Origin of the sequence: Agrococcus versicolor, from assembly GCF_039531815.1 — a bacterium.
Taxonomy (GTDB): domain Bacteria; phylum Actinomycetota; class Actinomycetes; order Actinomycetales; family Microbacteriaceae; genus Agrococcus; species Agrococcus versicolor.
The window spans coordinates 151,775-177,613 of the sequence record NZ_BAAAQT010000005.1; the positions used below are offsets into that span (position 1 = coordinate 151,775).

At 73.6% G+C, this 25,839-nt stretch carries 24 protein-coding genes; 20 read left to right on the forward strand and 4 right to left on the reverse strand.

Annotation, left to right across the window (positions count from 1 at the left end; all coding sequences use genetic code 11):
• Positions 1 to 6: 6 nt before the first annotated feature.
• The 4 genes from glmU to ABD249_RS03460 all read left to right on the forward strand — a co-directional run bounded on the left by glmU (position 7) and on the right by ABD249_RS03460 (position 5,254).
• On the forward strand, positions 7 to 1,482 hold the full coding sequence (glmU, locus tag ABD249_RS03445; protein WP_344340325.1) for a bifunctional UDP-N-acetylglucosamine diphosphorylase/glucosamine-1-phosphate N-acetyltransferase GlmU: 1,476 nt from the start codon (positions 7 to 9) through the stop codon (positions 1,480 to 1,482).
• Between the two features lie 7 nt (positions 1,483 to 1,489).
• Positions 1,490 to 2,467 carry a ribose-phosphate diphosphokinase gene (locus ABD249_RS03450; protein ID WP_344340326.1) on the forward strand — a complete coding sequence of 326 codons (978 nt, stop codon included), beginning with the start codon at positions 1,490 to 1,492 and terminating at the stop codon, positions 2,465 to 2,467.
• A gap of 18 nt (positions 2,468 to 2,485) precedes the next feature.
• Positions 2,486 to 3,622, forward strand: coding sequence for a methyltransferase domain-containing protein (locus ABD249_RS03455; RefSeq protein WP_344340327.1), 1,137 nt, complete (start codon positions 2,486 to 2,488; stop codon positions 3,620 to 3,622).
• Positions 3,623 to 3,859: 237 nt separating this feature from the next.
• Positions 3,860 to 5,254, forward strand: coding sequence for an APC family permease (locus ABD249_RS03460; RefSeq protein ID WP_344340328.1), 1,395 nt, complete (start codon positions 3,860 to 3,862; stop codon positions 5,252 to 5,254).
• Between the two features lie 12 nt (positions 5,255 to 5,266).
• On the opposite strand, the gene ABD249_RS03465 is transcribed toward ABD249_RS03460, so the two are convergent.
• Positions 5,267 to 6,637, reverse strand: a complete 1,371-nt coding sequence (locus ABD249_RS03465; protein WP_344340329.1) for a cation:dicarboxylate symporter family transporter — start codon at positions 6,635 to 6,637, stop codon at positions 5,267 to 5,269.
• 209 nt (positions 6,638 to 6,846) lie between these two features.
• On the opposite strand from ABD249_RS03465, the gene ABD249_RS03470 reads away from it, so the two are divergent.
• The 3 genes from ABD249_RS03470 to ABD249_RS03480 all read left to right on the forward strand — a co-directional run bounded on the left by ABD249_RS03470 (position 6,847) and on the right by ABD249_RS03480 (position 10,513).
• Positions 6,847 to 8,532, forward strand: coding sequence for a sensor histidine kinase (locus tag ABD249_RS03470; RefSeq protein WP_344340332.1), 1,686 nt, complete (start codon positions 6,847 to 6,849; stop codon positions 8,530 to 8,532).
• Positions 8,529 to 9,212 (forward strand): response regulator, encoded by a 684-nt coding sequence (locus tag ABD249_RS03475; RefSeq protein ID WP_344340334.1) that lies wholly within the window; start codon positions 8,529 to 8,531, stop codon positions 9,210 to 9,212. Before ABD249_RS03470 ends, ABD249_RS03475 begins: the two co-directional genes overlap by 4 nt.
• Before the next feature lie 89 nt (positions 9,213 to 9,301).
• On the forward strand, positions 9,302 to 10,513 hold the full coding sequence (locus ABD249_RS03480; RefSeq protein ID WP_344340337.1) for a mechanosensitive ion channel family protein: 1,212 nt from the start codon (positions 9,302 to 9,304) through the stop codon (positions 10,511 to 10,513).
• On the opposite strand, the gene ABD249_RS03485 is transcribed toward ABD249_RS03480, so the two are convergent.
• Both ABD249_RS03485 and gndA read right to left on the reverse strand, forming a co-directional pair.
• Entirely contained in the window at positions 10,479 to 11,003 is a 525-nt protein-coding gene (locus tag ABD249_RS03485) for a phosphoribosyltransferase (protein ID WP_344340339.1), read from the reverse strand. The two genes, ABD249_RS03480 and ABD249_RS03485, sit on opposite strands and share 35 nt — an antisense overlap.
• A gap of 119 nt (positions 11,004 to 11,122) precedes the next feature.
• Positions 11,123 to 12,565: an NADP-dependent phosphogluconate dehydrogenase gene (gene gndA, locus ABD249_RS03490; protein WP_344340341.1), complete on the reverse strand. Its 1,443-nt coding sequence runs from the start codon at positions 12,563 to 12,565 to the stop codon at positions 11,123 to 11,125.
• Positions 12,566 to 12,673: 108 nt separating this feature from the next.
• On the opposite strand from gndA, the gene ABD249_RS03495 reads away from it, so the two are divergent.
• Together ABD249_RS03495 and ABD249_RS03500 are read left to right on the forward strand one after the other, a co-directional pair.
• Positions 12,674 to 13,567 (forward strand): SMP-30/gluconolactonase/LRE family protein, encoded by an 894-nt coding sequence (locus ABD249_RS03495; RefSeq protein WP_344340343.1) that lies wholly within the window; start codon positions 12,674 to 12,676, stop codon positions 13,565 to 13,567.
• A gap of 62 nt (positions 13,568 to 13,629) precedes the next feature.
• On the forward strand, positions 13,630 to 14,589 hold the full coding sequence (locus tag ABD249_RS03500) for a TIGR03557 family F420-dependent LLM class oxidoreductase (RefSeq protein WP_344340346.1): 960 nt from the start codon (positions 13,630 to 13,632) through the stop codon (positions 14,587 to 14,589).
• 25 nt (positions 14,590 to 14,614) lie between these two features.
• Here the strand turns inward: ABD249_RS03500 and ABD249_RS03505 are convergent, their stop codons facing one another.
• Positions 14,615 to 15,493, reverse strand: a complete 879-nt coding sequence (locus ABD249_RS03505; protein ID WP_344340348.1) for an NAD(P)-dependent oxidoreductase — start codon at positions 15,491 to 15,493, stop codon at positions 14,615 to 14,617.
• Between the two features lie 93 nt (positions 15,494 to 15,586).
• Here ABD249_RS03505 and ABD249_RS03510 point away from each other — a divergent pair, with 93 nt between their 5' ends.
• From ABD249_RS03510 to pth, 11 genes are all read left to right on the forward strand, one after another.
• Positions 15,587 to 16,630, forward strand: a complete 1,044-nt coding sequence (locus tag ABD249_RS03510) for a D-2-hydroxyacid dehydrogenase (protein WP_344340351.1) — start codon at positions 15,587 to 15,589, stop codon at positions 16,628 to 16,630.
• Entirely contained in the window at positions 16,630 to 17,445 is an 816-nt protein-coding gene (locus tag ABD249_RS03515) for an IclR family transcriptional regulator (protein ID WP_344340353.1), read from the forward strand. The genes ABD249_RS03510 and ABD249_RS03515 overlap by 1 nt, the downstream gene beginning before the upstream one ends.
• A gap of 100 nt (positions 17,446 to 17,545) precedes the next feature.
• Positions 17,546 to 18,982, forward strand: a complete 1,437-nt coding sequence (locus tag ABD249_RS03520; protein ID WP_344340355.1) for an MFS transporter — start codon at positions 17,546 to 17,548, stop codon at positions 18,980 to 18,982.
• Positions 18,979 to 19,761, forward strand: coding sequence for an SDR family oxidoreductase (locus ABD249_RS03525; RefSeq protein WP_344340358.1), 783 nt, complete (start codon positions 18,979 to 18,981; stop codon positions 19,759 to 19,761). Before ABD249_RS03520 ends, ABD249_RS03525 begins: the two co-directional genes overlap by 4 nt.
• Positions 19,761 to 20,510 (forward strand): fumarylacetoacetate hydrolase family protein, encoded by a 750-nt coding sequence (locus ABD249_RS03530; protein ID WP_344340361.1) that lies wholly within the window; start codon positions 19,761 to 19,763, stop codon positions 20,508 to 20,510. The genes ABD249_RS03525 and ABD249_RS03530 overlap by 1 nt, the downstream gene beginning before the upstream one ends.
• 26 nt (positions 20,511 to 20,536) lie before the next feature.
• Positions 20,537 to 21,574, forward strand: coding sequence for a zinc-binding dehydrogenase (locus tag ABD249_RS03535; RefSeq protein WP_344340364.1), 1,038 nt, complete (start codon positions 20,537 to 20,539; stop codon positions 21,572 to 21,574).
• Entirely contained in the window at positions 21,574 to 22,098 is a 525-nt protein-coding gene (locus ABD249_RS03540; RefSeq protein ID WP_344340367.1) for a gluconokinase, read from the forward strand. Before ABD249_RS03535 ends, ABD249_RS03540 begins: the two co-directional genes overlap by 1 nt.
• Before the next feature lie 69 nt (positions 22,099 to 22,167).
• Positions 22,168 to 23,583 (forward strand): GntP family permease, encoded by a 1,416-nt coding sequence (locus ABD249_RS03545; protein WP_344340369.1) that lies wholly within the window; start codon positions 22,168 to 22,170, stop codon positions 23,581 to 23,583.
• Between the two features lie 11 nt (positions 23,584 to 23,594).
• Entirely contained in the window at positions 23,595 to 24,440 is an 846-nt protein-coding gene (locus ABD249_RS03550; protein WP_344340372.1) for an NAD(P)H-binding protein, read from the forward strand.
• A 133-nt stretch (positions 24,441 to 24,573) separates the two neighbouring features.
• Positions 24,574 to 25,218, forward strand: coding sequence for a 50S ribosomal protein L25/general stress protein Ctc (locus ABD249_RS03555; protein ID WP_344340375.1), 645 nt, complete (start codon positions 24,574 to 24,576; stop codon positions 25,216 to 25,218).
• A gap of 15 nt (positions 25,219 to 25,233) precedes the next feature.
• Positions 25,234 to 25,809 (forward strand): aminoacyl-tRNA hydrolase, encoded by a 576-nt coding sequence (gene pth, locus ABD249_RS03560; protein ID WP_344340377.1) that lies wholly within the window; start codon positions 25,234 to 25,236, stop codon positions 25,807 to 25,809.
• The last annotated feature ends 30 nt before the right edge of the window (positions 25,810 to 25,839 follow it).

Sequence of the window (25,839 nt, forward strand, 5' to 3'; positions counted from 1 at the left end):
GTGCGGATGCCTCAGATCGCCGTCGTCGTGCTCGCGGCCGGAGCAGGCACGCGCATGCGCAGCGCGACCCCCAAGCCGCTCCACGCGGTCGCCGGACGCTCGCTCATCGCCCACGTGCTCCACACGGCGCACGAGCTCGAGCCCACGCATCTCGTCGCCGTCGTGCGCCACGAGCGGGACCTGCTCGTCGAGGAGATCGCGCACCATGCGCCGAGCGCGCGCATCGCCGACCAGGACGACGTGCCCGGCACGGGCCGTGCCGTCGAGGCCGCGCTCGCGCAGCTGCCCGACGCGTTCGACGGCCTCGTCGTCGTGCTCTCCGGCGACGTGCCGCTCATCGACTCGTCCACGCTCCGCGAGCTCGTGCGCGAGCACGAGGAGGCGCAGAACGCCCTCACGGTGCTCTCGACGCGCCTGCCGGATCCGACGGGCTTCGGTCGCATCATCCGCGGTCGCGGCGGTCAGTTCCAGGCGATCGTCGAGGAGCGCGACGCCGACGAGCCCACGCGCGCGATCGACGAGGTCAACGGCGGCATCTACGTCTTCGGCGCTGTCGCGCTGCGCACGGCGCTCGCAGCCCTCGGCACCGACAACGACCAGGGCGAGAAGTACCTCACCGACGCCGCCCTGCGCATCCAGGCGTCGGGCGGCCGCATCGAGGCCGTGCCGATCGACGACCACTGGCTCGTCGCGGGCGTCAACGACCGCGCGCAGCTCAGCGACGTCGCGCTCGAGCTCAACCGTCGCATCGTGCGGCGCTGGCAGCTCGCGGGCGTGACGATCGTCGACCCCGCCTCGACGTGGATCGACGCCGACGTCTCGCTCGAGCCGGACGTCACGATCCTCCCGGGCACGCAGCTGCACGGCGCGACGAGCATCGCGCGCGGCGCGACGATCGGCCCGGACACGACCGTCACCGACACCGAGGTCGGCGAGGACGCCGTCGTCCGCCGCTCCGACGTGACCCTCGCGGTCGTCGGCGCACGCGCATCCGTCGGCCCGTTCTCGTTCCTGCGCGCCGGCACGATCCTCGGTGCCGACGGGAAGATCGGTGCCGCCGTCGAGACGAAGAACGCGACGATCGGCGACGGCTCGAAGGTGCCGCACCTGTCGTACGTCGGCGACGCCGAGATCGGCGAGGGCGTCAACCTCGGCGCCGGCACCATCACCGCGAACTACGACGACGTGCGCAAGCACCGCACGATCGTCGGCGACCACGTCCACACCTCGTCGCACACCGTGCTCGTCGCCCCCGTCGAGCTCGGCGCCGGTGCGAAGACCGCCGCGGGCGCCGTCGTGCGCAAGGACGTGCCGCCCGGAGCCCTCGCCATGACGGTCGCGCCGCAGCGCAACGTCGGCGGATGGGTGCAGGAGCGCAGGCCGGGCACCGCCGCGGCCGACGCCGCCGACCGCGCCATCGCGGAGCAGGCGCAGCAGACCACGGCCCACCCGGCCGACCCCACCGACGCACACCAGCAGTAGGAGCACCGTGTCCGAGATCGTCGCCAAGAACCGGAAGCGCCTCGTGCTCATCCCCGGTCGTTCGCACCCTGCCCTCGCGGAGGCGGTCGCGAGCGAGCTCGGCACCGAGCTCATGGGCACCGACACCCGCACCTTCGCGAACGGCGAGATCTACGCCCGCATGCTCGACTCGGTGCGCGGCTCCGACGCGTTCGTGCTGCAGTCGTACGGCAACCCGGTGAACGAGTGGCTCGTCGAGCAGCTCATCATGGTCGACGCCCTCAAGCGCGCGTCGGCGAAGCGCATCACGGTCGTCATGCCGTACTACCCGTACTCGCGGCAGGACAAGAAGGGCCGCGGTCGCGAGCCCATCTCGGCCCGCCTCGTCGCCGACCTGTTCAAGACGGCCGGCGCCGACCGCATCATGTCGGTCGACATCCACGCGTCGCAGATCCAGGGCTTCTTCGACGGCCCCTTCGACCACCTGTTCGCGATGCCCGTGCTCATGGAGCACTTCCGCACCACCCTCGATGCGACGAACCTCACGGTCGTCTCGCCCGACATGGGCCGCGTGCGCGTCGCCGACGTGTGGAGCGACAAGCTCGGCGTGCCGCTCGCGATCATCCACAAGCGGCGCGACCCGCTCGTGCCGAACCAGGTGTCGGTGCACGAGATCGTCGGCAACGTCGAGGGCCGCACGTGCCTGCTCGTCGACGACATGATCGACACGGGCCGCACGATCCTCAAGGCCGCCGAGGCGCTGAAGAAGAACGGCGCGACGAACGTGATCGTCGCCGCGACGCACGCGATCTTCTCGGCGCCGGCCGCCGAGCTGCTCGGCTCGGGCGTCATCGACAAGGTCGTCGTGACCGACTCGATCCCGCTCGCGCCCGAGCAGCGGTTCGAGTGCCTCGAGGTGCTGTCGATCGCGCCGCTGCTCGCCCGCGCCATCCGCGAGGTCTTCGAGGACGGCTCCGTCACGTCGATGTTCGACGGCGCCGCCTAGCACCCCGACTCGACCCGCATGACCCTCGCCGCGCCCGCGCTCGACTGCGGCTACCACCGAGCGGGGCTCTGCGACTCGTGCACGCGCATCGACGTGCCGTACGCCGACCAGCTCGCACGCAAGGATGCCGCGGCGCGAGCAGCCGTGCCCGGGGCGACGTGGCTGCCGCCGCAGGCCTCGGCCGTCGAGGCGTTCCGCAACAAGGCGAAGATGGTCGCCGGCGGCACGATCGACGCGCCGACGCTCGGCATCCTCGACGGCGAGCGGCGCGGCGTCGACCTGCGCCGCTGCCCGCTCCACGAGCAGCCCATCCGCGACGCGCTGCCGGTGCTCGCCGAGCTCGTGCGCGACGCGCGCGTGCCGCCGTACTCGGTGCCGGAGCGCCGCGGCGAGCTGAAGCACGTGCTCGTGACGTCGAGCCCCGACGGCGAGCTCATGGTGCGGTTCGTGCTGCGCTCGACCGAGGCCGTGCCGCGCATCGCGAAGCGGCTCGCGTGGCTGCGCGAGCGCATCCCCGGCCTCGTCGTGGCCTCGGCGAGCATCCTCCCCGAGCATCGCGCCGTCGTCGAGGGCGACGTCGAGGTGCCGCTCACCCACGAGCAGACGCTCGTCATGCGCCTGAACGGCGTGCCGCTCGCGCTGCGGCCCGGCGGCTTCTTCCAGACGAACACGGCCGTCGCGGCGGCGCTGTACCGCGAGGCGACCGCGTGGATCGACGACGTCGATCCCGCGTCGGTCGCCGACCTCTACTGCGGCGTCGGCGGCTTCGCGCTGCACGCCGCGCGCCCCGGCCGCGACGTCGTCGGGGTCGAGACGAGCGCGGAGGCCATCGCCGGCGCGATCGAGACGGCGGCCGCGACCGCGACGCCCGCGCGCTTCGTCGTGGGCGACGCGACGGCGGCCGACGACACGACGGTCGACGCCGACCTCGTGGTCGTGAATCCGCCGCGCCGCGGCATCGGCGCCCTCGCCGTCCGGCTCGAGGCATCCCGCGCGCGGCACGTCGTCTACTCGAGCTGCAACCCGACGACGCTCGCCCGCGACCTGCAGGCGATGCCGTCGCTGCGGCCGGTGCGGGCGCGCATGTTCGACATGTTCCCGCACAACGACCACGCCGAGGTGCTCGTCCTGCTCGAGCGCGTCAGCGATCGGTGAGGCGCACCGAGCCCGTCGCGAGGTCGACGACGATCGTCTGCGACGCGTCGGATCGCTGCTCGACCTCGACGTCGACCGTGCCGAGCGCGGCGTCGCTCGTGACGACGTAGGGGCCGCCGACGAGCCTGCCCTCGACGCTGCCGGTCGCGACGTCGATCTCGAGGACGGCCTGCTGCGACGCCGACGCGTCACCTCGCCCTGGTACCGTGCCCGGGTGCCGACGACCCCCAGCCGTCCGTGACCGCCCTCGAGCGGCGGCTCGGCGCCCCCGGCGCCATCGTCGTCGGCCTGTGCGCCATGCTCGGCGCCGGCGTCTTCTTCGTGTGGACGCCCGCCGTCGCCGTCGCGGGCACGTGGCTGTGGCTCGCGCTGCTGCTCGCCGCGGTCGTCGCGATCGCCAACGCCCTGTCGACGGCGCAGCTCGCGATGCGGCATCCGGTCTCGGGAGGCGGCTACGCGTACGCGCGCGCCGAGCTCTCGCCGACGGCGGGCTTCGCCGCCGGTTGGCTCTTCCTCACCGGCAAGACGTGCTCGGCGGCCGCGATCGCCCTCGTCGCGGCGAGCCACCTGTGGCCGGGCGCGCAGCAGCCGATCGCGATCGTCGCGATCGTGGCGCTCGCGCTGCTCAACGCGCAGGGCATCCGCGTCACGGCGTGGGTCACGTGGGTCGTCGTGTCGCTCGCGCTCGTGGGCATCGCGCTCGCGCTCGCGTGGACGGCGGCGGATGGTCCGACCTGGGGCTCGTGGTCGGCGTACGCGCCGCTCTCCGGGCAGGTCTGGACGCCTGGCGTCGGCTCGTGCGACGTCCCCACGACCGAGGACGGCTCGTTCGGGTTCGTCGCCGGCACCGTCGACTGCCACGACACCGGCGCCCTCGCCACGGGCCCCGGCCCGCTCGCCGTGCTGCAGGCGGCGGGCCTGCTGTTCTTCGCCTTCGCCGGCTACGCGCGCATGGCGACGCTCGGCGAGGAGGTGCGCGACCCGCGGCGCACGCTGCCCGTCGCGATCCTCGGCGCGCTCGGCATCGTGCTCGTGCTCTACGGCCTGCTCGCGTGGGCGACGCAGGACGCGTACGCCGGCGCGCTCGTCTGGCCGGACACGCCCGTCGCATCCCTCGTGGGCGATCCGGTGCTGCACGCCGTGCTCGTCGTCGTCGCGGCGATCGCGTGCCTCGGCTCGCTCATGGGCATCCTCGCCGGCCTGTCGCGCACGAGCCTCGCGATGGCGCGCGACGGCGAGCTGCCCGGCGCCCTCGCGCGCATCTCGTCGCGCACGCGGGCGCCCGCGGTGGCGGAGGGGGCGATGGCCGTCCTCGCGATCGTGCTCGTGCTCGTCGCGCCGCCGGTCGTGCTCGTCGCGCTGTCGTCGACGTCGGTGCTCGCCTACTACGCCATCGGCCACGTGGGAGCGCTGCGGATGCGTCGCGCGGCGGGCGGAGAGTTGTCGCGCGACGCGTGGGTGCCCGCGTGGATCTCGGTGCTCGGGCTCGTGCTGTGCGTCGCGCTCGTCGTCACGCTGCCCTGGTACGGCGTCGTCGCCTCGGCGCTCTGGCTCGGCGTCGCGCTCGCGGTGCGCGCCCTGCGGCGCAGACGCGCCGATGGGCCCGGCGGTCGCCCGCCGAGCCCATCGTGACCGCGTCCCTCGTCAGCGCGTGACGCCTGCGCTCACGCGGATCGCCTCCGTGTGCGTCTCGGGGATCTCCGTGCCCGAGCCGTGGATGTCCTCCATCGTCGCCTCGTCGAACGGGCGCCGCTTGCCGAGCACCTCGGTGAGCTGCTCGCGGTCGAGCTGCCGCGTCCACGAGCCGATGAGCACGGTCGCGACGGCGTTGCCGGTGAAGTTCGTGAGCGCACGCGCCTCCGACATGAAGCGGTCGATGCCGACGATGACGCCGACGCCGTCGACGAGGTCGGGGCGGTAGGTCTGCAGGCCGGCCGCGAGGGTCGCGAGCCCGGCGCCCGTGACGCCGGCGGCGCCCTTCGAGGCGATGATCATGAAGGCGAGCAGGCCGATCTGCTCGGGCAGCGACATCGGCATGCCCATGCCGGTCGCGATGAACAGCGACGCCATCGTGAGGTAGATCGCCGTGCCGTCGAGGTTGAACGAGTAGCCCGTGGGCACCGTGATGCCCACGACGGGCTTCGAGACGCCGAGGTGCTCGAGCTTCGCCATGAGGCGGGGCAGGGCCGACTCGGACGACGACGTCGACACGATGAGCAGGTACTCCTTGCCGAGGTACGCCATGAGCTGGAAGATGTTCACCCGCGCGACGAGCCACAGGATGGTGCCGAGCACGCCGACGACGAAGACGATGCACGTCGCGTAGAAGGCGAGCATGAGGGTCGCGAGGGCGCCGATGGCCGCCCAGCCCGTCTCGCCGACGACGCCGGCGATGGCGCCGAACGCGCCGATGGGCGCGAGCCACAGGATCATCGTGAGGATGCGGAAGACGAGCGTCTGCACGAGCGCGAGGCCCTCGAGCAGCGGCTTGCCGCGGGCGCCCATGCGCTGCAGCGCGAAGCCGACGAGCAGGGCGACGAAGAGGACCGGCAGCACGTGCTGGCCGGTGAAGGCCGACACGAGCGTCGTCGGGATGATGCCGAACAGCGGGCCGCCCGTCTCCTGCTCGGGGGCGTCGTACTCGGAGCCGGCGATGTTGAGGCCCTCGCCCGGGTGGACGAAGTTGCCGACGACGAGGCCGATCGCGAGGGCGAACGTCGACATGACGATGAAGTAGCCGAGGGCGAGGCCGCCGACCTTGCCGACGGTCGCGGCCTTGGCGATCGATCCGATGCCGAGGACGATCGTGCAGAAGATGACCGGCGCGATCATCATCTTGATGAGCGCGACGAACGCGGTCCCGACGGGCTTGAGGGCCACGCCGACCTCGGGCCAGATCAGGCCGACCGCGGCGCCGAGGATCACCGCGACGATGACCGCGACGTAGAGGCCGTGGGTGGCGAGGCGACGCCGGTGCGTCGACCTCTGGGTGCTGGGTGCGGGCGTCGTCGCCATGGTGCTCCTCCTGGGCGCGTCGCCACGATGCGACGCTGCTTCTGCTCGGAAGCATCGCTGCCGCACGGCGGTGGTGCGCGCTTTCGTGCATAGTGTTCGCAGCGGACAGCACCGGGTTCGCAGCGGACAGCACCGAGTTCGCAGCGGACAGCACCGTGTTCGCAGCGGAGCGGCCGACCTGCGCCGCCCACCGCCACGAGGGGGAGCGCATGCGTCGACGCTGGCGCGAGGCGAGCATCGCGACGCGGCTGTTCGCGCAGTCGGCGGCGCTGCTCGTGCTGAGCGCGATCGTCGCCTTCGCGCTCCTCGCGCTCGACGCGCGGGCCGACGCCGAGCACGAGGCGACGGTGCTGAGCCGCGACGTCGTGCTGACGCTCGCGTCGGATCCGTCGATCGAGGATGCGCTCGCGGAGGCCTTCGCGACGTTCGACGCCGACGAGGCGGCGGCGGTCGCCCAGGCGTCGACGGCGCTGCAGCCGTACGCGCTCGAGGTCGTCGAGCGCACGCGCCTCGACTACGTGACGATCATGCATCCCACCGGCATCCGCTACACGCATCCCGACGCCTCGCGCATCGGCGGCCGCTTCCTCGGCACGATCGCACCCGCCGTCGCCGGCGAGGTCGTGACCGAGACGTACGAGGGCACGCTCGGCCCGTCGGCGCGCGCCGTCGCGCCCGTCGTCGTCGACGGGGAGGTCGTCGGGCTCGTCTCGGGCGGCGTGACGATCGCGCAGGTGTCGGGCGAGGTCGTGACGCGGCTCGCGACCGTCGCGCTCGTGCTCGCCGCCGCGGTGCTGCTCGCGGCGCTCGCGGCGTGGCTGCTCGCGCGCACGCTGCGGCGTGCGACGGGCGGGCGCCGCGTCGAGGAGCTCGCGCACCTGTTCGCGGCGCACGAGGCGGTGCTGCACTCCGTCGACGACGGCGTCGTGCTCGTCGAGGGCGACCGCGTCGTGCTCGCGAACGATCGCGCGCGAGCGATGCTCGGGCTCGGCGGCGTCGCGCTGCCGGTCGCGATCGCCGAGGCGGGGCTGCCGCGCGCGGTGCGCCGCGTGCTCGCGCAGCCGGACGACGCCGTCGCGCCCGTGCTCGTCGGCTCGCGCTCGCTCGTCGTCGAGCGGGAGACGGCGCACGTGCCCACGGGCGACGCGACGATGCTCACGATCCGCGATCGCACCGAGCTCTCGCGCGTCTCGGGCGAGCTCGACGCCGTGCGCACGCTCGCGACGGCGCTGCGGGCGCAGACGCACGAGTTCGGCAACCGCATGCACACGATCGCCTCGCTGCTCTCGCTCGGCGAGCCCGAGCGCGCGCTCGAGGTCGCCGCCGCCGAGCGCGACCTCGGCCAGCGCCTCGCCGATCGCGTCGTGGGCGCCGACGAGGAGCCCGTCATCGCCGCGCTGCTGCTCGGCAAGACGGCGCAGGCGCGCGAGCGCGCCGTCGAGCTGCACCTCGAGACGCGCCTCGACCCGGGCACGCACTGGATCGACCCGATCGACTTCGTGACGATCCTCGGCAACCTCGTCGACAATGCGATCGACGCCGCCGCGACGGCGCGTGCGCGCACGGGCGCGACGTCGCGCGAGCTCGGCGAGCGCTGGGTCGCCGTCTACCTCGGCTCGGACGACGACGGCGCCATCGTCATGCAGGTGTCGGACTCGGGGCAGGGCGTGCCCGACGACGCCCGCGAGCTCGCGTTCGAGCAGGGCTGGACGACGAAGGAGCACGGGCCGGCCGGCCGCGGCTTCGGGCTCGCGCTCGTGCGGCAGGCCGTCGAGCGACTCGGCGGCACGATCGAGCTCGGGCAGGAGGTCGGCGCCGTCGTGACGGTCGTGCTGCCGCGGCCCGACGCGGCACGGCCGGCCGACGCGGATGCGCCCCTGCGGGGTGCGCCGTGATCCGCGTGCTCGTCGTCGAGGACGATCGCGGCACGGCCGACGCGCACGCCGCGTACGTCGGGCGGTGCGAGGGCTTCGAGCTCGCGGGCGTCGCCCACTCGGCGAGCGCCGCCATCCGGGCGCTGCGCGTCGCGCAGCAGGGCACCGAGCGCATCGACCTGCTGCTGCTCGACATGAACCTGCCGGACGGTCACGGGCTGCAGGTGTGCCGCGAGCTGCGCGCGGCGGGCCTCGTCGTCGACGTCATCGCCGTCACGGCGGTGCGCGAGCTGGAGATCGTGCGCGAGGCCGTCGCCGTGGGCGTCGTCCAGTACCTCATCAAGCCGTTCGCGTTCGCGGTCTTCGCCGAGCGGATGCGGCAGTACCGCGCCTATCGCGACGAGCTCGAGGGCGCGTCGAGCCTCACGCAGCAGGAGGTCGACCGGGCCATCGCGGCGCTGCGCACGACGAACGCGCCCGGGCTCGCGAAGGGCCTGTCGGCCGACACGCTCGACGCGGTCTCGACGCTGCTGTCGTCGGGCGACGCCCGGTCGTCGACGGAGGTCGCGGCCGAGCTCGGGCTGTCGCGCGTCACGGCACGTCGCTACCTCGAGCACCTCGCCGACACGGGCGTCGCCGATCGCACCCCGCGCTACGGCACGCGCGGTCGCCCGGAGCTCGAGTACCGCCGCCGGCCCTGACCGCGAACGCCCCGCTCGACACGCCGCGACGTGCGATGCACGGGTGCGCGACGTATCGTGGCCCGCTTCCGACCGGAGGGGGAGCCGCAGTGCCCGCATCGATCCACCTGCTCGTCACGACGGGCATCGCGCTCGCGATCGCCGTGGGCGTCGGCATCGCCGCGAGCGTGGCGCTCGTGGGCGTCGTCGCCGCCATCACGCGCTCGCGCACGCGGCTCGTCGCCGCCCGCAGGCCGCTGCGCTGGCCGGTGATGCTGCTCGCGACGCTCATCGCGTTCGCGATCGCCGCCTCGACGATGGGCCTCGTGCGCGACCTCGGGGCGGGCGGCGCCATGCTCGCGCACGCGCTGCTCATCGCGCAGATCGGCGTGGGGGCATGGCTCGTCGTGCGCATCCTGCGGGTCGCGGGCGACGCGGTGCTCGATCGGTACGGTGCCGTGCGCGGCGACCGGCATCGCCGCAAGGTGCACACGCAGGTGGCGGTGCTGCGTCGCGTGCTCGTCGTGGTCGTGGTCGTCATCGCGTGCGGCGCAGCGCTGTTCACCTTCGAGGGCGCGCGCGTCGCGGGCACGGGCCTGCTGGCGTCGGCGGGCGTCGCGTCGGTCGTCGCGGGCCTCGCGGCGCAGTCGGTGCTCGGCAACGTGTTCGCCGGCATCCAGCTCGTCGGCTCCGACGCGATCCGCGTCGACGACGTCGTGGTCGTCGAGGGGGAGTGGGGCACGATCGAGGAGATCACGCTCACGTACATCGTCGTGCGGGTGTGGGACGAGCGCAGGCTCGTGCTGCCGTCGACGTACTTCACGACGACGCCGTTCCAGAACTGGACGCGCACGTCGAGCGAGGTCATGGGCTCGATCGAGCTCGACCTCGACTGGCGCGTGCCGATCGACGCCATGCGGGTCGAGCTCGAGCGCATCCTCGCCGACACGCCCATCTGGGACGAGCGCGTGCAGGTGCTGCAGGTGACCGACGCCGTCGGCGGCGTCGTCCGCGTGCGGGTGCTCGTGACGGCCGAGGACGGTCCGACGCTCGCCGACCTGCGGCACGGCGTGCGCGAGCGGCTCGTGACGTGGCTGCGCACCGAGCATCCCGAGGCGCTGCCCGTGCAGCGGGTGCACGTGGCGGACGGTCAGCCGCGGCAGGTCGCCCGCCCGGCGGCTCCGCGCACGCGGCCGACGACGGGACCCGTCGCGACGCCGCCGGGGCTCTTCACGGGCGACGCGGAGGCCGAGGCGCGTCGCGAGTCGTTCACGCACCCGATCGCGGTCATCCCTCCCGACCCGTCGCGGCGAGGGCGGTGACGGGCGGCTCGGCCGACCAGGGGAACACGATCCAGCGGTCGGTGCGGCGCCACACGAAGTCGGGGTCGACGACCGACGTGGGCTTGGCGTAGAGCACGGCCGAGCGCGCCTGCGCCCCCATGCCGCGCAGCAGGTCGAGCACGAGCGCGAGCGTGCGACCGGAGTCGGCGACGTCGTCGACGACGAGCAGTCTGCGGCCCTGGATGGCGTCGGCGTCGAGGAGCGGTGCGAGCAGCACGGGATCCGGCAGCGTCTGCGCGACGTCGGTGTAGAACTCGACGTTGATGGCGTCGGCGAGCTTGAGGCCGAGCGCGTACGCGAGGTGCCCCGCGGGCAGGAGGCCGCCGCGTGCGATGGCGATGACGATCTCCGGCTCGTAGCCGTCGGCGGCGATCGCGGTGGCGAGCTCGCGCCCCGCGTCGCCGAAGCCCTGCCAGGTGAGGACCTCCCTGTCGGGGAGGTCGGATGCGTCGGCGTGGAAGGCGCTCATGGCTCGATGGTGCCACGGACGTCGGGCGCAGCGCCCTCGCCGGCGCGGACGACGACGGCGCCGGGCGGGCCGTGGCCCTCCCGACGCCGTCGTCGTCCGCGCGTGAGTGCGTCAGCGCGTCAGTGCGTGTCCTCGGCCGCGATCTCCGAGCGGTCGCCCGACCACAGCGTGTGGAAGGTGCCCTCGGCGTCGATGCGGCGGTAGGTGTGCGCGCCGAAGAAGTCGCGCTGGCCCTGGATGAGCGACGCGGGCAGGCGCGGCGCGCGCAGGCCGTCGTAGTACGCGAGCGACGAGGCGAAGGCGGGCACGGGGATGCCCGACTGCGCCGCACCCGCGACGATCCGGCGCCACGAGTCCTGCGCCGTCGCCATGACGTCCGAGAAGAACGGCGCCGTCACGAGCGCGACGAGCCCCTGGTCGGCGGCGTACGCCTCGGTGATGCGGTTGAGGAAGCGGGCGCGGATGATGCAGCCGCCGCGCCAGATCCGCGCGACCTCGCCCTTGTCGATCTGCCAGTCGTGGTCGATCGCGCCCTGCACGATGGCGTCGAAGCCCTGCGAGTAGGCGATGACCTTCGAGGCGTAGAGCGCGAGGCGGACGTCCTCGACGAACGCGTCGGGGTCCTGCACCGACCACGGCGTCGACGGACCGGGGAGGGCGGCGCCCGCGGCGCGCTGCTGCGGCTTCGACGACAGCGACCGGGCGAAGACGGCCTCGGCGATGCCGGAGACGGGCACGCCCAGGTCGAGGGCGGTCTGCACCGTCCACGCGCCGGTGCCCTTGGCGCCGGCGGCGTCGAGGATGACGTCGACGAGCGGCTCTCCGGTCGTCGCGTCCACCTGGCGCAGCACCTCGGCGGTGATCTCGATGAGGTAGGACTCGAGCTCGCCCGCGTTCCACTCGGTGAAGATGTCGGCGATCTCGGCGGGGCTCTTGCCGGTGGCGTGGCGGATGAGGTCGTAGGCCTCGGCGATGAGCTGCATGTCGGCGTACTCGATGCCGTTGTGGATCATCTTCACGAAGTGGCCGGCGCCGTCGGTGCCGATGTGCGTCACGCACGGCTCGCCCTCGGCGATCGCGGCGATGCCGCGCAGGATGGGGCCGAGCGTCTCGTACGACTCGGGGGTGCCGCCGGGCATGAGCGACGGACCGTTCAGCGCGCCCTCCTCGCCGCCGGAGATGCCGCAGCCGACGAAGTGGATGCCCGTCTCGCGCACGGCCTGCTCGCGGCGGATCGTGTCGGTGAAGAGGGCGTTGCCGCCGTCGACGATGATGTCGCCGGGCTCGAACACCGAGACGAGCTCGTCGATGACGGCGTCGGTGGGGCGGCCCGCCTTGACCATGACGATCGCGGTGCGCGGCGTCTGCAGGCTGTCGGCGAGCTCCTGCATCGTCGCGGCCTTCACGAACCCGGCCTCGGGGTGGGCCTCGAGGAGGGCGTCGGTCTTCGCGGTCGTGCGGTTGTAGACCGCGACGGTGTTGCCCTCGCGGCTGGCGAGGTTCCGTGCGAGGTTCGACCCCATGACGGCGAGGCCGACGACGGCGATGTTGGCGGTGGGCATGCTGCTCCAGTTCCACTTCGAGACGGTGGGTCGGTCCCAGGCTAGGCGCTCGCCCATGCGCGTCGCAGGCCCTGCCGCGCACCGGGCGCGGTCTGCTTCGATCGGAGCATGACGACGCAGTCCTCCGCAGCCGTGCACGACCCCCTCGGGCTCCTCGCCCCCGACGCGGCCGTCGAGCGCATGGCGACGGGATGCGGCTGGAGCGAGGGACCGCTGTGGATGCCCGAGGCGCGCGTGCTGCGCTGGTCGGACATCCACGGCGACCGCATCCTCGAGGTCGACGAGTCGGGCGCGATGCGCGTGCATCGCACGGGCGTGGAGTTCACGAACGCGCGCGTGCGCTCGCGCGGCGGCGTCGTGCAGTGCTCGCACGGCCGGCGCGCGGTCGAGCTCGAGCGCGACGGCGCGGTGTCGGTGCTCGTCGACCGCTTCGGCGAGCACCGGCTCAACTCGCCGAACGACCTCGTCGAGCACCCGGACGGGTCGATCTGGTTCACGGACCCGCCGTACGGCATCGAGTCGCCGAAGGAGGGGCACCCTGGCGAGCGCGAGTACGGCGGATGCTTCGTCTTCCGCTGGAGCGAGGCCGACGGCATCCGGGCGATGGTGACCGACATGGCGAAGCCCAATGGCATCGCCTTCAGCCCCGATCACGAGACGCTCTACGTCACCGAGTCGGCCGGCGCCGACGACACCGACGAGGTCGCGACCATCCGCGCGTACCGGGTCGAGGGCGTCGGGGTCGACGCGCGCGCCGTCGACGGGCGCCGCCTCGCCCGGATCGACGGCGGCACCCCCGACGGCATCGCGATCGACGTCGCGGGTCGGGTGTGGTCGTCGAGCGGCGACGGCGTGCACGTGCTCTCGCCGGAGGGCGAGCTGCTGGCGTTCGTGCCGGTGCCCGAGACGGTCTCGAACGTGACGTTCGGCGACGCGGGCTGGCTGTGGCTGACGGCGACGACGAGCGTCTACCGCGTGGCCACGACGACGCGGCCCGCCTAGCGCGCGGTCGCGCGCGGCGCCACGGGGTCGCGGGCCCGCCGCGACGGCGGCAGCGTGGGCCCATGCAGATCGGATACAAGCTCTTCGCCGAGGACGTCGCCCCCAAGGAGCTCATCCGCCGCGCGGTCGAGGCCGAGCGCGCCGGGTTCGACTTCGTCGAGATCAGCGACCACTTCCACCCGTGGCTGCCCGAGCACGCGCACTCGTCGTTCGCCTGGGCGATCCTGTCGGCCATCGCCGCGAGGACGACGACGCTGCGCCTCGCCACGGGCGTCACGTGCCCGTCGGTGCGCTACCACCCTGCGATCGTCGCGCAGGCGGCGGCGACGCTGCAGATCATCTCCGACGGTCGCTTCACGCTCGGCGTCGGCGCGGGCGAGCGGCTCAGCGAGCACGTCGTCGGCGCGGGGTGGCCCGAGGTGGGGGATCGGCATGCGCGCCTGCGCGAGTCGCTCGAGATCATCCGCATGCTGTGGTCCGGCGGCACGCACTCGTATCGCGGCGAGCACCTGCGGCTCGTCGACGCGCGCGTCTACGACCTGCCCGAGCGGCTGCCCGAGATCGTCGTCGCCGCGGGCGGGCCGCAGGCGGCGTCGCTCGCGGCCGAGCTCGGCGACGGCATCTTCTCGACCGATCCCGACGCGTCGCTCGTCGAGGCGTGGACGGCGGCAGGCGGCGACGGGCCGCGCTACGCGGAGGCGCCGACGGCGTACGCGGCGGATGCGCGCACGGGTGCCGAGGCCGCGCACCGCCGCTTCCGGTTCGGGGCGCTCGGCTGGAAGGTGCTCGCCGAGCTGCCCGACCCGACGGCGTTCGACCAGGCGACGCAGGCGGTGCGCGTCGAGGACATGGAGGCGTCGTTCGCGTGCGGTCCCGACGTCGAGCGCCACGTCGAGGTCGTCTCGGCGTTCGTCGACGCGGGCTTCGACCACGTCGCGCTCATGGACGCGAGCGAGGATGCGGACGCGTTCATGGCGTTCTTCGCCGACGAGCTCGGCCCGCGGCTGCGCACGCTCGGCTAGTGGAGGCGCCCGGGGCGGCCCGTCGTCAGCGCTCGGCGACGAAGCGTCGCGCGACCGAGAGGTCGGCGTCGCCGTGGCCGCGCTCGACGAGCTCGACGTACGCCTCGCGCAGCGTGGGCAGCAGCGTCGCGTGCGTGCTCGTCGCGTCGGCGACGTCGGTGGCGAACCCGAGGTCCTTGACCATGTACCGGGCGAGGCCGCCGGGCTCGTAGTCCTCGTCGACGAGCCTGCGGTGGTTCGACCGCAGCAGGTTCGAGCCGGCGTAGCCGCCTGCCAGCAGCGTCCACAGCCGATCGACGTCGATGCCGGACCGCTCGGCGAGCACCGTCGCCTCCGCGATCGCGAGCATGGTCGCGCCGACGACGAGCTGGTTCGCGGCCTTCGCGACCTGGCCGGCGCCGAGCGGGCCGAGGTGCACGGGCGTGCCGCACGCCTCGAGCACGGCCGCCGCCTCCGCGGAGTCGGGCCCCTCGCCGCCGAGCATGATCGACAGCGTGCCGGCCGTGGCGCCGTCGACGCCGCCGGAGACGGGGGCGTCGACGACGCGGACGCGGCCGTCGGTCGCGCTCGCGAGCCGCTCGGCGAGCGCGCGCACGCCCGTGGGGGAGGACGTGGAGGCGATCACGAGCAGCAGCGGTCGCTCGGCGGCGAGCAGGCCGTCCGGCCCGTCGAGCGCGTCCTCGAGCTGCGGGAGGTCCGGCAGCATCGACACCACGACGTCCGCGCCCTCGGCGAGCGCGCGCGGCGTCTCGGCCCAGGTCGCGCCGAGCGCCTCGAGGTCGCCGTGCCGCCTGGCCCGTCCCGTGATGCGCAGCGCACCGCGCGCACGGAGGAGATGCTCGGCCATGGGTCGCCCCATCGCGCCGAGCCCGATCACGCCGACCACGGCGTCGTGCTGGCTCATGCGCCCACCCTATGGCGGTCCATCCCGTCGAACCAGGTCCAACCTGATGGATGCCGGATAGGATCGCGGCACACCGATCGAGGGAGATGGGCCATGGATCGACTTCGCGTCGCGATCGCGACCGCACTGCCGGAGGCGCTCTGCGCCCGGCTCGCCGAGCTCGAGCCCCGCATCGACGTCGTGCGCGACGCGCGGCTCGCGCCGCCCGCCCGCTCGATCGGCGAGTGGGCGAGGCCCGGCTGGCAGCCGCGCTCCGAGGAGGATCAGGCCGCGTTCGAGGCGATGGTCGGCGACGCCGACGCGATCTTCGGCGTGCCCGACTCCCCGACGACGCTCGCGAGGGTGCTCGCAGCCTCCGACCGCGTCCGCTGGGTGCACACCATGGCGGCCGGTGGCGGCGGCCAGGTGAAGGCCGCCGGGCTCGACGCCGAGACGCTCGAGCGCGTGACGTTCACGACGAGCGCGGGCGTGCACGGCGCACCGCTCGCGGAATGGGCGGTGCTCGGCGTCCTCGCCGGGGCGAAGGACGTGCCGCGCCTCGAGCGGCAACGGCGCGAGCGCAGCTGGGACGACGGCTGGGCCATGCGCCACGTCGAGGACATGACGGTGCTCGTCGTCGGCCTCGGCGGCATCGGCAGGCAGGTCGCCGCGAGGATGTCGGCGCTCGGCGCCACGGTGTGGGGCACGACGCGCTCGGGCGAGCCCGTCGAGCACGTCGATCGACTCGTCCCCGCCGACGACCTCGCGGAGGCCGCGACCCACGTCGACGCGATCGTCGTGACGCTGCCGGGCACCGCCCTCACCGAGGGGCTCGTCGGCGAGCGGGTGCTCGCGGGCGTGCGGCCGGGCACGATCCTCGTCAACGTCGGGCGAGGCACCGTCGTCGACGAGCCCGCGCTCGTCGCGGCGCTCGAGGACGGCCGCATCGGCTACGCCGCGCTCGACGTCACGGCCGTCGAGCCCCTGCCGGCCGACAGCGTGCTGTGGACGCACGAGCGCGTGCTCCTCAGCCCCCACACCGCAGCGCTGCACGAGGACGAGCCCGCGCGCATCGTCGCGCTCTTCGCCGACAACGCGCGGCGCCTGCTGGACGGCGAGCCGATGCGCAACGTCGTCGACACCGTCGAGTTCTACTGATGGCCGCCACGGGCGGGGCGGGCGCGGCGGGCGCCGTCGAGGCCGCGGACCAGCGCGACCCGGCGCCCGCGGTCACGCGCGGCATCCGCATCCTCGGCATCCTCGCGAGCGCCGAGGGTCCCATGACCCTCACCGAGGTCGCGAAGGCGCTCGGCATCGCGAAGTCGTCGGCGTCGAACCTGTGCCTCGCGCTCGAGGCGGGCGGCATGGTCGAGCGGGTGCCGCTCGGCTTCCGGCTCGGGCGGCGCTCGGCGGAGCTCGGCGCCGCCTACGCGTTCCAGTTCAACCAGGTGCGCGAGCTCTTCGCCGTCTGCGAGGCCTCGCCGGTGCTGCGGCGCGAGGTCGTGCAGATCGCGATGCTCGCCGATGCCGACGCGCTCTACCTCGCCCGGCACGAGGGCCGTGCGCACGGCCGCATCGGCACGCCGCTCGGATCGCGGCTGCACGCGGCGCTGTCGGCGGCGGGCAATGCCCTGCTGTCGGGCCTCGACGACGACGAGGTGCGCGCGCTGCTCGCGGCGCATCCCGCGCCGAGGCTCACGAGCCGCTCCACCGGCGACGTCGACGCCGTCGTGGCGCGGCTCGCCGAGACGCGCGCTCGCGGCTACGCCCTCGACGAGGGGCGGTCGTTCGAGGGCATCGTGGGCGTCGCGGTGCCGCTGCCCGCGTGGGCGCCGAGCGATCCCGCGCTCGCGATCGGGGTCGCGTTGCCCGCCGACGTCGCGACGCGCGAGCACGTGAGTGCCGTCGGCGCAGCGCTGCGGGCGGCGGCGATCGCGCTGACGAATCCGCTCGGGCGCGACCCGCGCGGCTGACGGGATGAGCGGTTCAGCGGGTTGTACGCGGTTCAGCCCACTGCTACCGTGACCTGCACGAGCGCCCGCGATGCTGCGGGCGCGGCTCGAAGGAGAGACCGTGACCTCGACGAACGACGCCTCGACGAACGCCCCGCAGGCTCGTCCCGGCCAGCCCAGCGACGATCCTGAGTACGCCGCGAACCTCCGGCGGGCGACGCTCGCCTCCAGCGTCGGCAGCGCGCTCGAGTACTTCGACTTCGCCCTCTACGGCCTCATGACGGCGCTCGTGTTCAACGTGCTGTTCTTCGACCAGTCCGATCCGGCGATCGGCCTCATCGGCGCGTTCGCGATCTACGGCGTCGGCTTCGTCGCACGCCCCATCGGCGGCCTCGTGTTCGGCATCCTCGGCGACCGGCTCGGCCGCAAGTGGGTGCTCGTCGTCACGATCGTGCTCATGGGCGGCGCATCCACGGCCATCGGCCTCCTGCCCACGTACGAGCAGGTCGGCCTCCTCGCACCCATGCTGCTCGTGCTGATGCGCATCCTGCAGGGCTTCGGCGCCGGCGCCGAGCAGGCGGGCGCGACGGTGCTCATGGCCGAGTACGCGCCGGTCGCGCGCCGCGGCTTCTTCTCGGCGCTGCCGTTCGTCGGCATCCAGGCGGGCACCCTGCTCGCCGCGGTCGTGTTCTCGGTCATCGCGCTCCTGCCCGAGGACCAGCTGCTGTCGTGGGGCTGGCGCGTGCCGTTCCTGTCGTCGTTCGTGCTCATCCTCGTCGCGCTCTTCATCCGACTGCGGCTGCGCGAGACGCCGACGTTCGTCGAGCTCGAGCGCCACGACCAGGTCGCCGACCGTCCGCTGCGCGAGATCTTCACGCGCGGCCTGCCCGGCGTCGTCGTGGGCATCGGCCTGCGGATGGCGGAGAACGGCGGGTCGTACATCTTCCAGAACGTCACGCTCGCGTTCGTCGCGACCGCGGGCGCCGGCGCGTTCCTCGCGAACCCCCTCGATCGCGGCGTCGCGACGTGGGGCGTCACGATCGGCTCGCTCATCGGCATCTTCTCCGTGCCGCTCTCCGGCCACCTCTCCGACCGGTTCGGACGCAAGGCCGTCTACCGCTTCGGCGCCGTCTTCATGCTGCTGTTCGCCTTCCCCGCGTGGTGGGCGCTCTCGCTCGGCATCGGCTGGCTCGCCGTCGCCGTCATCGCGATCGGCATCGGCGTCGCGGTGAACTCGATGCTCGGCCCGCAGTGCGCCATGCTGCCCGAGCTCTTCGGCAACCGGCACCGCTACCTCGGCGTCGCGATGGCGCGCGAGCTCTCGGCCGTGCTCGCCGGCGGCCTCGCCGGCGTCCTCGGCGTCTCGCTCCTCACGCTCACCGGCGGCGCCTGGCAGGTCATGGCGCTCTACGTCGCCGTCATCGCGGCCATCACGACCGCGACGACCTTCCTCGTGCCGGAGACTCGAGGCAGGGACCTCCTGCGGATCGAGGACGCCGTGCGGCTGTCGACCGAGGAGGAGCACACAGGCATCATCATCACGGAGGCACGCGCATGACTCGACCTGCAGGACTCGACGCCTTCGACCTCACGGGCAGGGTGGCGCTCGTCACCGGATCCAGCCAGGGCATCGGCCGAGCGCTCGCCGAGGGGCTCGCGGGCGCCGGCGCCACGGTCGTCGTCCACGGACGGGACCGCGCGAAGGCCGAGCGTGCGGCGGGCGAGATCGCCGACGTCACCGGCACGGCCACGCACGTGTCGACGTTCGACGTCACCGACGCCGCCGCGGTCGACGCGGGCATCGGCGCGCTCGAGGATGCGCTCGGCACGCCGGACGTGCTCGTCAACAACGCCGGCATCCAGCGCCGCGGCCCCATCGCCGAGTTCGCCGACGCCGACTGGCACGACCTGCTCGCGACGAACCTCACGAGCGCCTTCCTGCTCTCGCGCCGCGTCGCGCGCGGCATGATCGCGCGCGGCTCGGGGCGCATCATCGCGATCGGCTCGGTGCAGTCGCAGCTCGCGCGCCCCTCGATCGCGCCGTACTCGGCGACGAAGGGCGCGATCGTCATGCTCACGAAGGGCCTCTGCGCCGACCTCGCACCGCACGGCATCACGGCGAACGCCATCGCGCCCGGCTACTTCGCGACGGAGCTCACGGCGCCGCTCGTCGCCGACGAGCAGTTCTCGTCGTGGGTGCGCGGCCGCACGCCCGCCGGCAGGTGGGGCGACGTGCGCGACCTCGTCGGCGCCGCGGTCTTCCTCGCCTCCGACGCCTCGGCGTTCGTGAACGGGCAGACCCTGCACGTCGACGGCGGCATGACGGCGGTCGTCTGATGCGCGTCGCACGTGCGCTCGTCGACGGCGTCGCGTCGTGGGTCGGCTGGATCCCGTCCGCCGACGCGGGCGCGTGGCATCCGATCGCCGACCCGTACGAGGCGTTCGCGCTCGGCGCGGACCCCGCGCCGATCGGCGACGCGCTCGACGCGCCGACGCTCCTGCCGCCGTGCGAGCCGCTCGTCGTCGCGGGCATCGCGCAGAACCGCGGCCAGAACGACCATCCGCTGCCCGTGCAGGCCTGGCTCAAGTCGCCGCGCACCGTCGTCGCCGACGGCACGCCCGTCGCGCTGCGGCGCGACGCGGGCGGCACGGTCGTCGAGGCGGAGGTCGCCGTCGTGATCGGCAGCCCGCTCTTCCAGGTGCCCGTCGACGAGGTCCTGCGGCACGTGCTCGGCTACACCGCCGTGAACGACGTGTCGCAGCCCGAGCGCAGCGCGCTCGACCAGCGCAACTTCGAGGCGAAGGGCGGGGTCGGCTACACCCCGCTCGGCCCGTGGATCGAGACGGGCCCCATCGGCGACGTGCCGATGACGATGCGCGTGGCGGGCGAGGTCGTCGTCGACACCTCGAGCGACGCGCTGCCCGCATCCATCGCGGAGGTCGTCGCCTACGTCGCGCACTGGATGCCGCTCGGCCCCGGCGACGTCGTCATGACGGGCGCGCCCTTCTCGAACGCCCCCGCCGCTCCCGGCGACCTCGTCGAGGTCGGCATCGGCACCATGACGCTCACGACGCCCCTGCGCTGAGCGCGCACCCACTACCGAGGAGAGCCGTGACCACCACCCCCATCGCCGTCGTCGCCCACGCCGCATCCGACGTCCGCGTCGAGGAGGTGCCCGAGCCGACGCCCGCCGCCCACGAGGCCGTCGTCGCCGTCGCGTACGGCGGCATCTGCGGCTCCGACCTCCACTACTGGCAGCACGGCGCGGCGGGGGAGTCGATCCTGCGCGCGCCCATGGTGCTCGGCCACGAGGTCTCCGGCGTCGTCGCGATCGCCGCCGCCGACGGCTCCGGGCCCGCCGCGGGCACGCCCGTGACGGTGCACCCCGCGACGCCCGACAGCTACCTCGGATCCGCCGCGCGCCTGCCGCACCAGGACGGCGCATTCGCGACGCGCGTCGCCCTGCCTGCGACGATGCTGCGCGCGCTGCCGGAGGGGCTCGACCTGCGCACGGCGGCCCTCGCCGAGCCCGCCGCTGTCGCCTGGCACGGCGTCGGTCAGGCCGGCGACGTGCGGGGCATGCGCGCCCTCGTGATCGGCTCCGGGCCCATCGGCGCGCTCGCCGTCGCCGTGCTGCGCCACCACGGCGCGGCGGAGATCGTCGCGAGCGACCTGCACGAGCTGCCGCTGCGCATCGCGCGCGAGGTCGGTGCCGACCGCACGATCGACGCGCGCGACGCCGACGCGCTCGCCGCCGTCGAGGCCGACGTCGTCGTCGAGTCGTCGGGCACGCTCCCGGGGCTCCAGACGGCCATCCGCTCGGCACGCCGCGGCGGCACGGTCGTGCTGCTGGGGCTGCAGCGCTCGGGCGACGTCGCCGTGCCCATCGCGACGGCCATCACGCGCGAGCTGCATCTCGTGGGCTCGTTCCGCTTCCGCGACGAGATCGACGAGGTCGTCGCCGCGCTCGCCGACGGCTCGCTCCACGTCGCCCCCGTCGTCACGCACGTGCTCGGCGCCGCCGACGCGCTCGCAGGGCTCGAGGTCGCGCGGGATGCGTCGGTATCGTCGAAGGTGCTGCTGCGCTTCGCCATCCCCGATGGGCGCCGTGCCGCCGACGACGACGCCGACGACGAGACGAGGGCCTGATGCCGGTCACCTACCCGCCGATGATCATGATGGGTGCGCAGGGCACGGGGAAGTCGACGATCGGCGCCGCGCTCGCCGCACGCCTCAACGTCGCGTTCGTCGACGGCGACGACCTGCACCCCGCCGCGAACAAGGCGAAGATGGCCGCGGGCACGCCGCTCACCGACGAGGATCGCGTGCCGTGGCTCAAGGCCATCGGCCAGCGCATCGCCGACGAGCAGGCCGCGGGCCGCATCGTCATCGTCGCGTGCTCGGCGCTCAAGCGCTGGTACCGCGAGCTGCTGCGCTCGTCGGCACCTGACCTCCTGTTCGTGCACCTCGTGGGCGGGCGCGCGCTCCTCGAGCAGCGCCTCGCGGGCCGCGACCACGAGTACATGCCCACGACGCTGCTGCAGAGCCAGCTCGAGACCCTCGAGCCGCTCGCGGAGTGGGAGCACGGCGTCGACGTCGACATCGCCTCGACGCCCGCCGAGATCGTCGACGAGCTGCAGCGGCTGCTGCAGCGTCGAGCCCGCACCGCCTAGCGACCCCGCCCGGCTCCCGCACGACCCCACCACCCCGCACGACCGAGCACGACACGAGACGAGGACACGATGGAAGACCTGGTGCTGCAATGGGACCTCGGCACGGCGGGGCTGCTGCTGCTCGCCGCCGGCGCCGTCGCGTTCCTGCTCGTGCTCATCATGGCGCTCAAGGTGCATGCCTTCCTCGCGCTCATGCTCACGAGCATCCTCACGGCCATCGCGGCGGGCATCCCGTTCTCGCGGCTCGTCGAGGCGCTCGGATTCGGCTTCAACTCGACGCTCGGCACCGTCATGCTGCTCGTCGCGCTCGGCGCGATGCTCGGGCGCATGATCGAGGCGTCGGGCGGCGCGAAGGTGCTGTCGGATGCGATGATCGCCCGGTTCGGCGAGCATCGGGCGGGCCTCGCGCTCTCGGTCGCGAGCCTCCTCATGGGCTTCCCGATCTTCTTCGACGCGGGCCTCGTCGTCATGATGCCGATCATCTACGCCGTCGCCCGCCGCGTCGGCGGCTCGTTCCTCTCGGTGGCCTTCCCCGCGGCGATCGCGTTCTCCGCGATGCACATCTTCGTGCCGCCGCACCCGGGCCCGGTCTCGGCGTCGGCGATCTACGGCGCCGACGTTGGGCTCGTGCTCATCCTCGGCCTCGTCGTCGCGATCCCGGTCTGGTACGTCGCGGGCGTCGTCGTCGGCTCGCGCATCGGCAACCGCCTCGACATCCCCGTGCCGACGATCCTCGAGGGTCGGCGCGACGACGACGACGTCGAGGCGTTCCGCTCGAACCCGTCCGTCGGCCGCATCCTGCTGCTCCTGCTGCTGCCGCTCGTGCTCATCCTGCTGAACACGAGCCTCAACATGGCCGCCTCGGTGCAGCCCGACCCCGACGCCTTCCGCGCCGAGCCGTGGGTCGCCATCCTCCGCTCGCTCGGCGAGACGCCCGTCGCGCTCCTCATCACCGTCTTCGTCTCGATGGCGGTGCTCGGCTGGGGCATGGGCAAGAGCGGCTCGCTCATCGAGAAGATCTCCGACTCGGCGCTCGGCCCCATCTGCTCCGTCGTGCTCGTCACGGGCGCCGGCGGCATGTTCGGCGGCGTCCTGCGCTCGACGGGCATCGGCGACGCCGTCGCCGAGTCGCTCAACGGCATCGGGCTGCCCGCGATCGTCGCGGCGTTCCTCATCGCGCTCATCGTGCGCGTCGCGCAGGGCTCGGCGACGGTCGCCCTCACGACGGCCGCGTCGCTCATGACGGGCGTCGTCGCCGCCGGCGAGTACAACCCGATCGAGATCGCCGCGATCGTGCTCGCGACCGCCGCCGGATCCGTCGGCTTCAGCCACGTCAACGACTCCGGCTTCTGGCTCGTGAGCCGCTTCTTCGGCATGGACATGAAGCAGACCCTGTCGACGTGGACGGTGCTGCAGGGGCTCATGGCCGTGCTGGGCTTCGCCCTGGCGGGCGTCATCTACCTCGTGGGCGGGGCGCTCGGGTAGAGGATGGGCGCATGACCGCGCCCCGCAGCACCATCGCCCTCACGGGCGTCACCGGCACGATCGGCGGCCTCGTGCTCGCCCGCATCGGCGAGCTCGAGCCCGTCGTCGTCGTGCGCGACGCGTCGCGCGCACCGTCGGGGTTCGAGGCGCGCGTCGCCGAGCACGGCGACGCCGACGCGTGCCGTGCGGCGTTCGCGGGCGTCGACGCGCTCCTGCTCGTGTCGGCGTCCGAGTCGCCGACGCGTCGCCGCGAGCATGCGACCGCCATCGCTGCCGCGGCGGCCGCTGGCGTGCGCCACGTCGTCTACACGTCGTTCCAGGGCGCGGCGGCCGACGCGACGTTCACGCTCGGTCGCGACCACCACGCCGCCGAGGAGGCGCTGCGCGCGTCCGGCATGGCGTGGACGTTCCTTCGCGACAGCCTGTACCAGGAGTCGCTCGTGCGGTTCGCCGACGCCGAGGGGGTCATCCGCGGGCCGGCGGGCGACGGCCGGCTCGCCGTCGTCTCGCGCGTCGACGTCGCCGACGTCGCCGCCGCGGTGCTGCGCGACCCCGACGCGCACGCCGGCGCGACGTACACGCTCACCGGTCCCGACGCCCCGACGATCACCGAGGCCGTCGCGCGGGCCTCGGCAGCCTCGGGGGCGTCGCTGCGCTTCGAGGACGAGACCATCGAGTCGGCCTACGCCTGGCGCCGCGCGCAGTGGGGCGCGGAGCAGTGGCAGCTCGACGCATGGGTGTCGACGTACACCGCGATCGCCGACGGCTCGCTCGCCGAGACGACGGACGACGTCGAGCGCATCACGGGCAGGCGAGCCCGCTCGATCGAGGAGACGCTCTCGCCCCTGCTAGGCTGACCCGTCGAGACCTCGGCGAGGGGCGCCCACGCGCCCGTGATCGACGTGGCGGTGAGCCTGTGGCTCGCTCCCGCGCGCAACGCCGAGGGCAGACGACCACCCGGGCCGACAGGCCCCGACAGGGAGCATCACCATGAGCAAGGACGACAACACGCTCGTCACCGAGATCCGCACCGAGTTCGGCAAGGGTGCGGCCCGCCGTCTCCGTGCCATCGGCAAGATCCCCGCCGTCCTCTACGGGCACGGCACCGAGCCGCGGCACCTCGCGCTCGACGGCCACGCCGTCTTCCTCCTCGTGCGCAAGGCCAACGCCGTGCTCGACCTCCAGATCGAGGGCAGCTCGCAGCTCGCGCTCGTCAAGGACATCCAGCGCAACCCCGTCCTCCAGGGCATCCCCGCGCTCGAGCACCTCGACCTCATCGTCGTGCGCCGCGGCGAGAAGGTCCAGGTCGACGTGCCCGTGCACGTCGAGGGCGAGTCGGCTCCCGGCACCATCGCGAACCTCGAGAACACGACGCTCCTGCTCGAGGTCGAGGCGCTCCACATCCCCGAGAACGTCGTCGTGTCGATCGAGGACCTCGAGGAGGGTGCGCAGATCCTCGCATCCGACGTCACGCTGCCCTCGGGCGCCGTGCTCGTCACCGACCCCGAGACGCTCGTCGTCGGCATCGCGACGCCTCCGGCGCCCGTGCTCGAGGACGAGGACGCCGTCGCCGAGGGCGACGAGACCGTCGAGGACGCCGAGGGCGACGACGAGTCCAGCGACGACGACGAGTAGTCGCACGCGCAGCACATGAGCGACGCGTGGCTGGTGGTCGGGCTCGGGAACCCCGGGCCCGACTACCAGCGCACCCGCCACAACGTCGGCGTCGACGTGCTCGACGAGCTCGGCTCGCGCGCGGGCGTCACGCGCTCCCGGCACCGCAAGGCGGCCGCGAGCGTCGGCGAGCGCCGCATCGTCGGCGGCCCGAAGGTCGTGCTGGCCTTCCCCGAGACGTACATGAACCGCTCGGGCGGCCCCGTCGCCTCGCTCATGGACTACTACGGCGTGCCGATCGAGCAGGTCGTCGTCATCCACGACGAGCTCGACCTGCCGTTCGGCGCGGTGCGGCTCAAGCGCGGCGGGGGAGCGGGCGGCCACAACGGCCTGCGCGACGTCATCGCGGCGCGCGGCGCCGACTTCATCCGGGTCCGGGTCGGCATCGGCCGCCCGCCCGGCAGGCAGGATCCGGCCGACTTCGTGCTCAAGCGCTTCGCGAGCGTCGAGCAGGCCGAGCTGCCGTTCATGATCGACACGGCGGCCGACGCCGTGGAGCACGTGCTGCGCGACGGCCTCCTGCCGGCGCAGCAGGCGCTGCATGCGCCCTGATCGGCGGGCCGCGACCGTCGAGCGGCGACG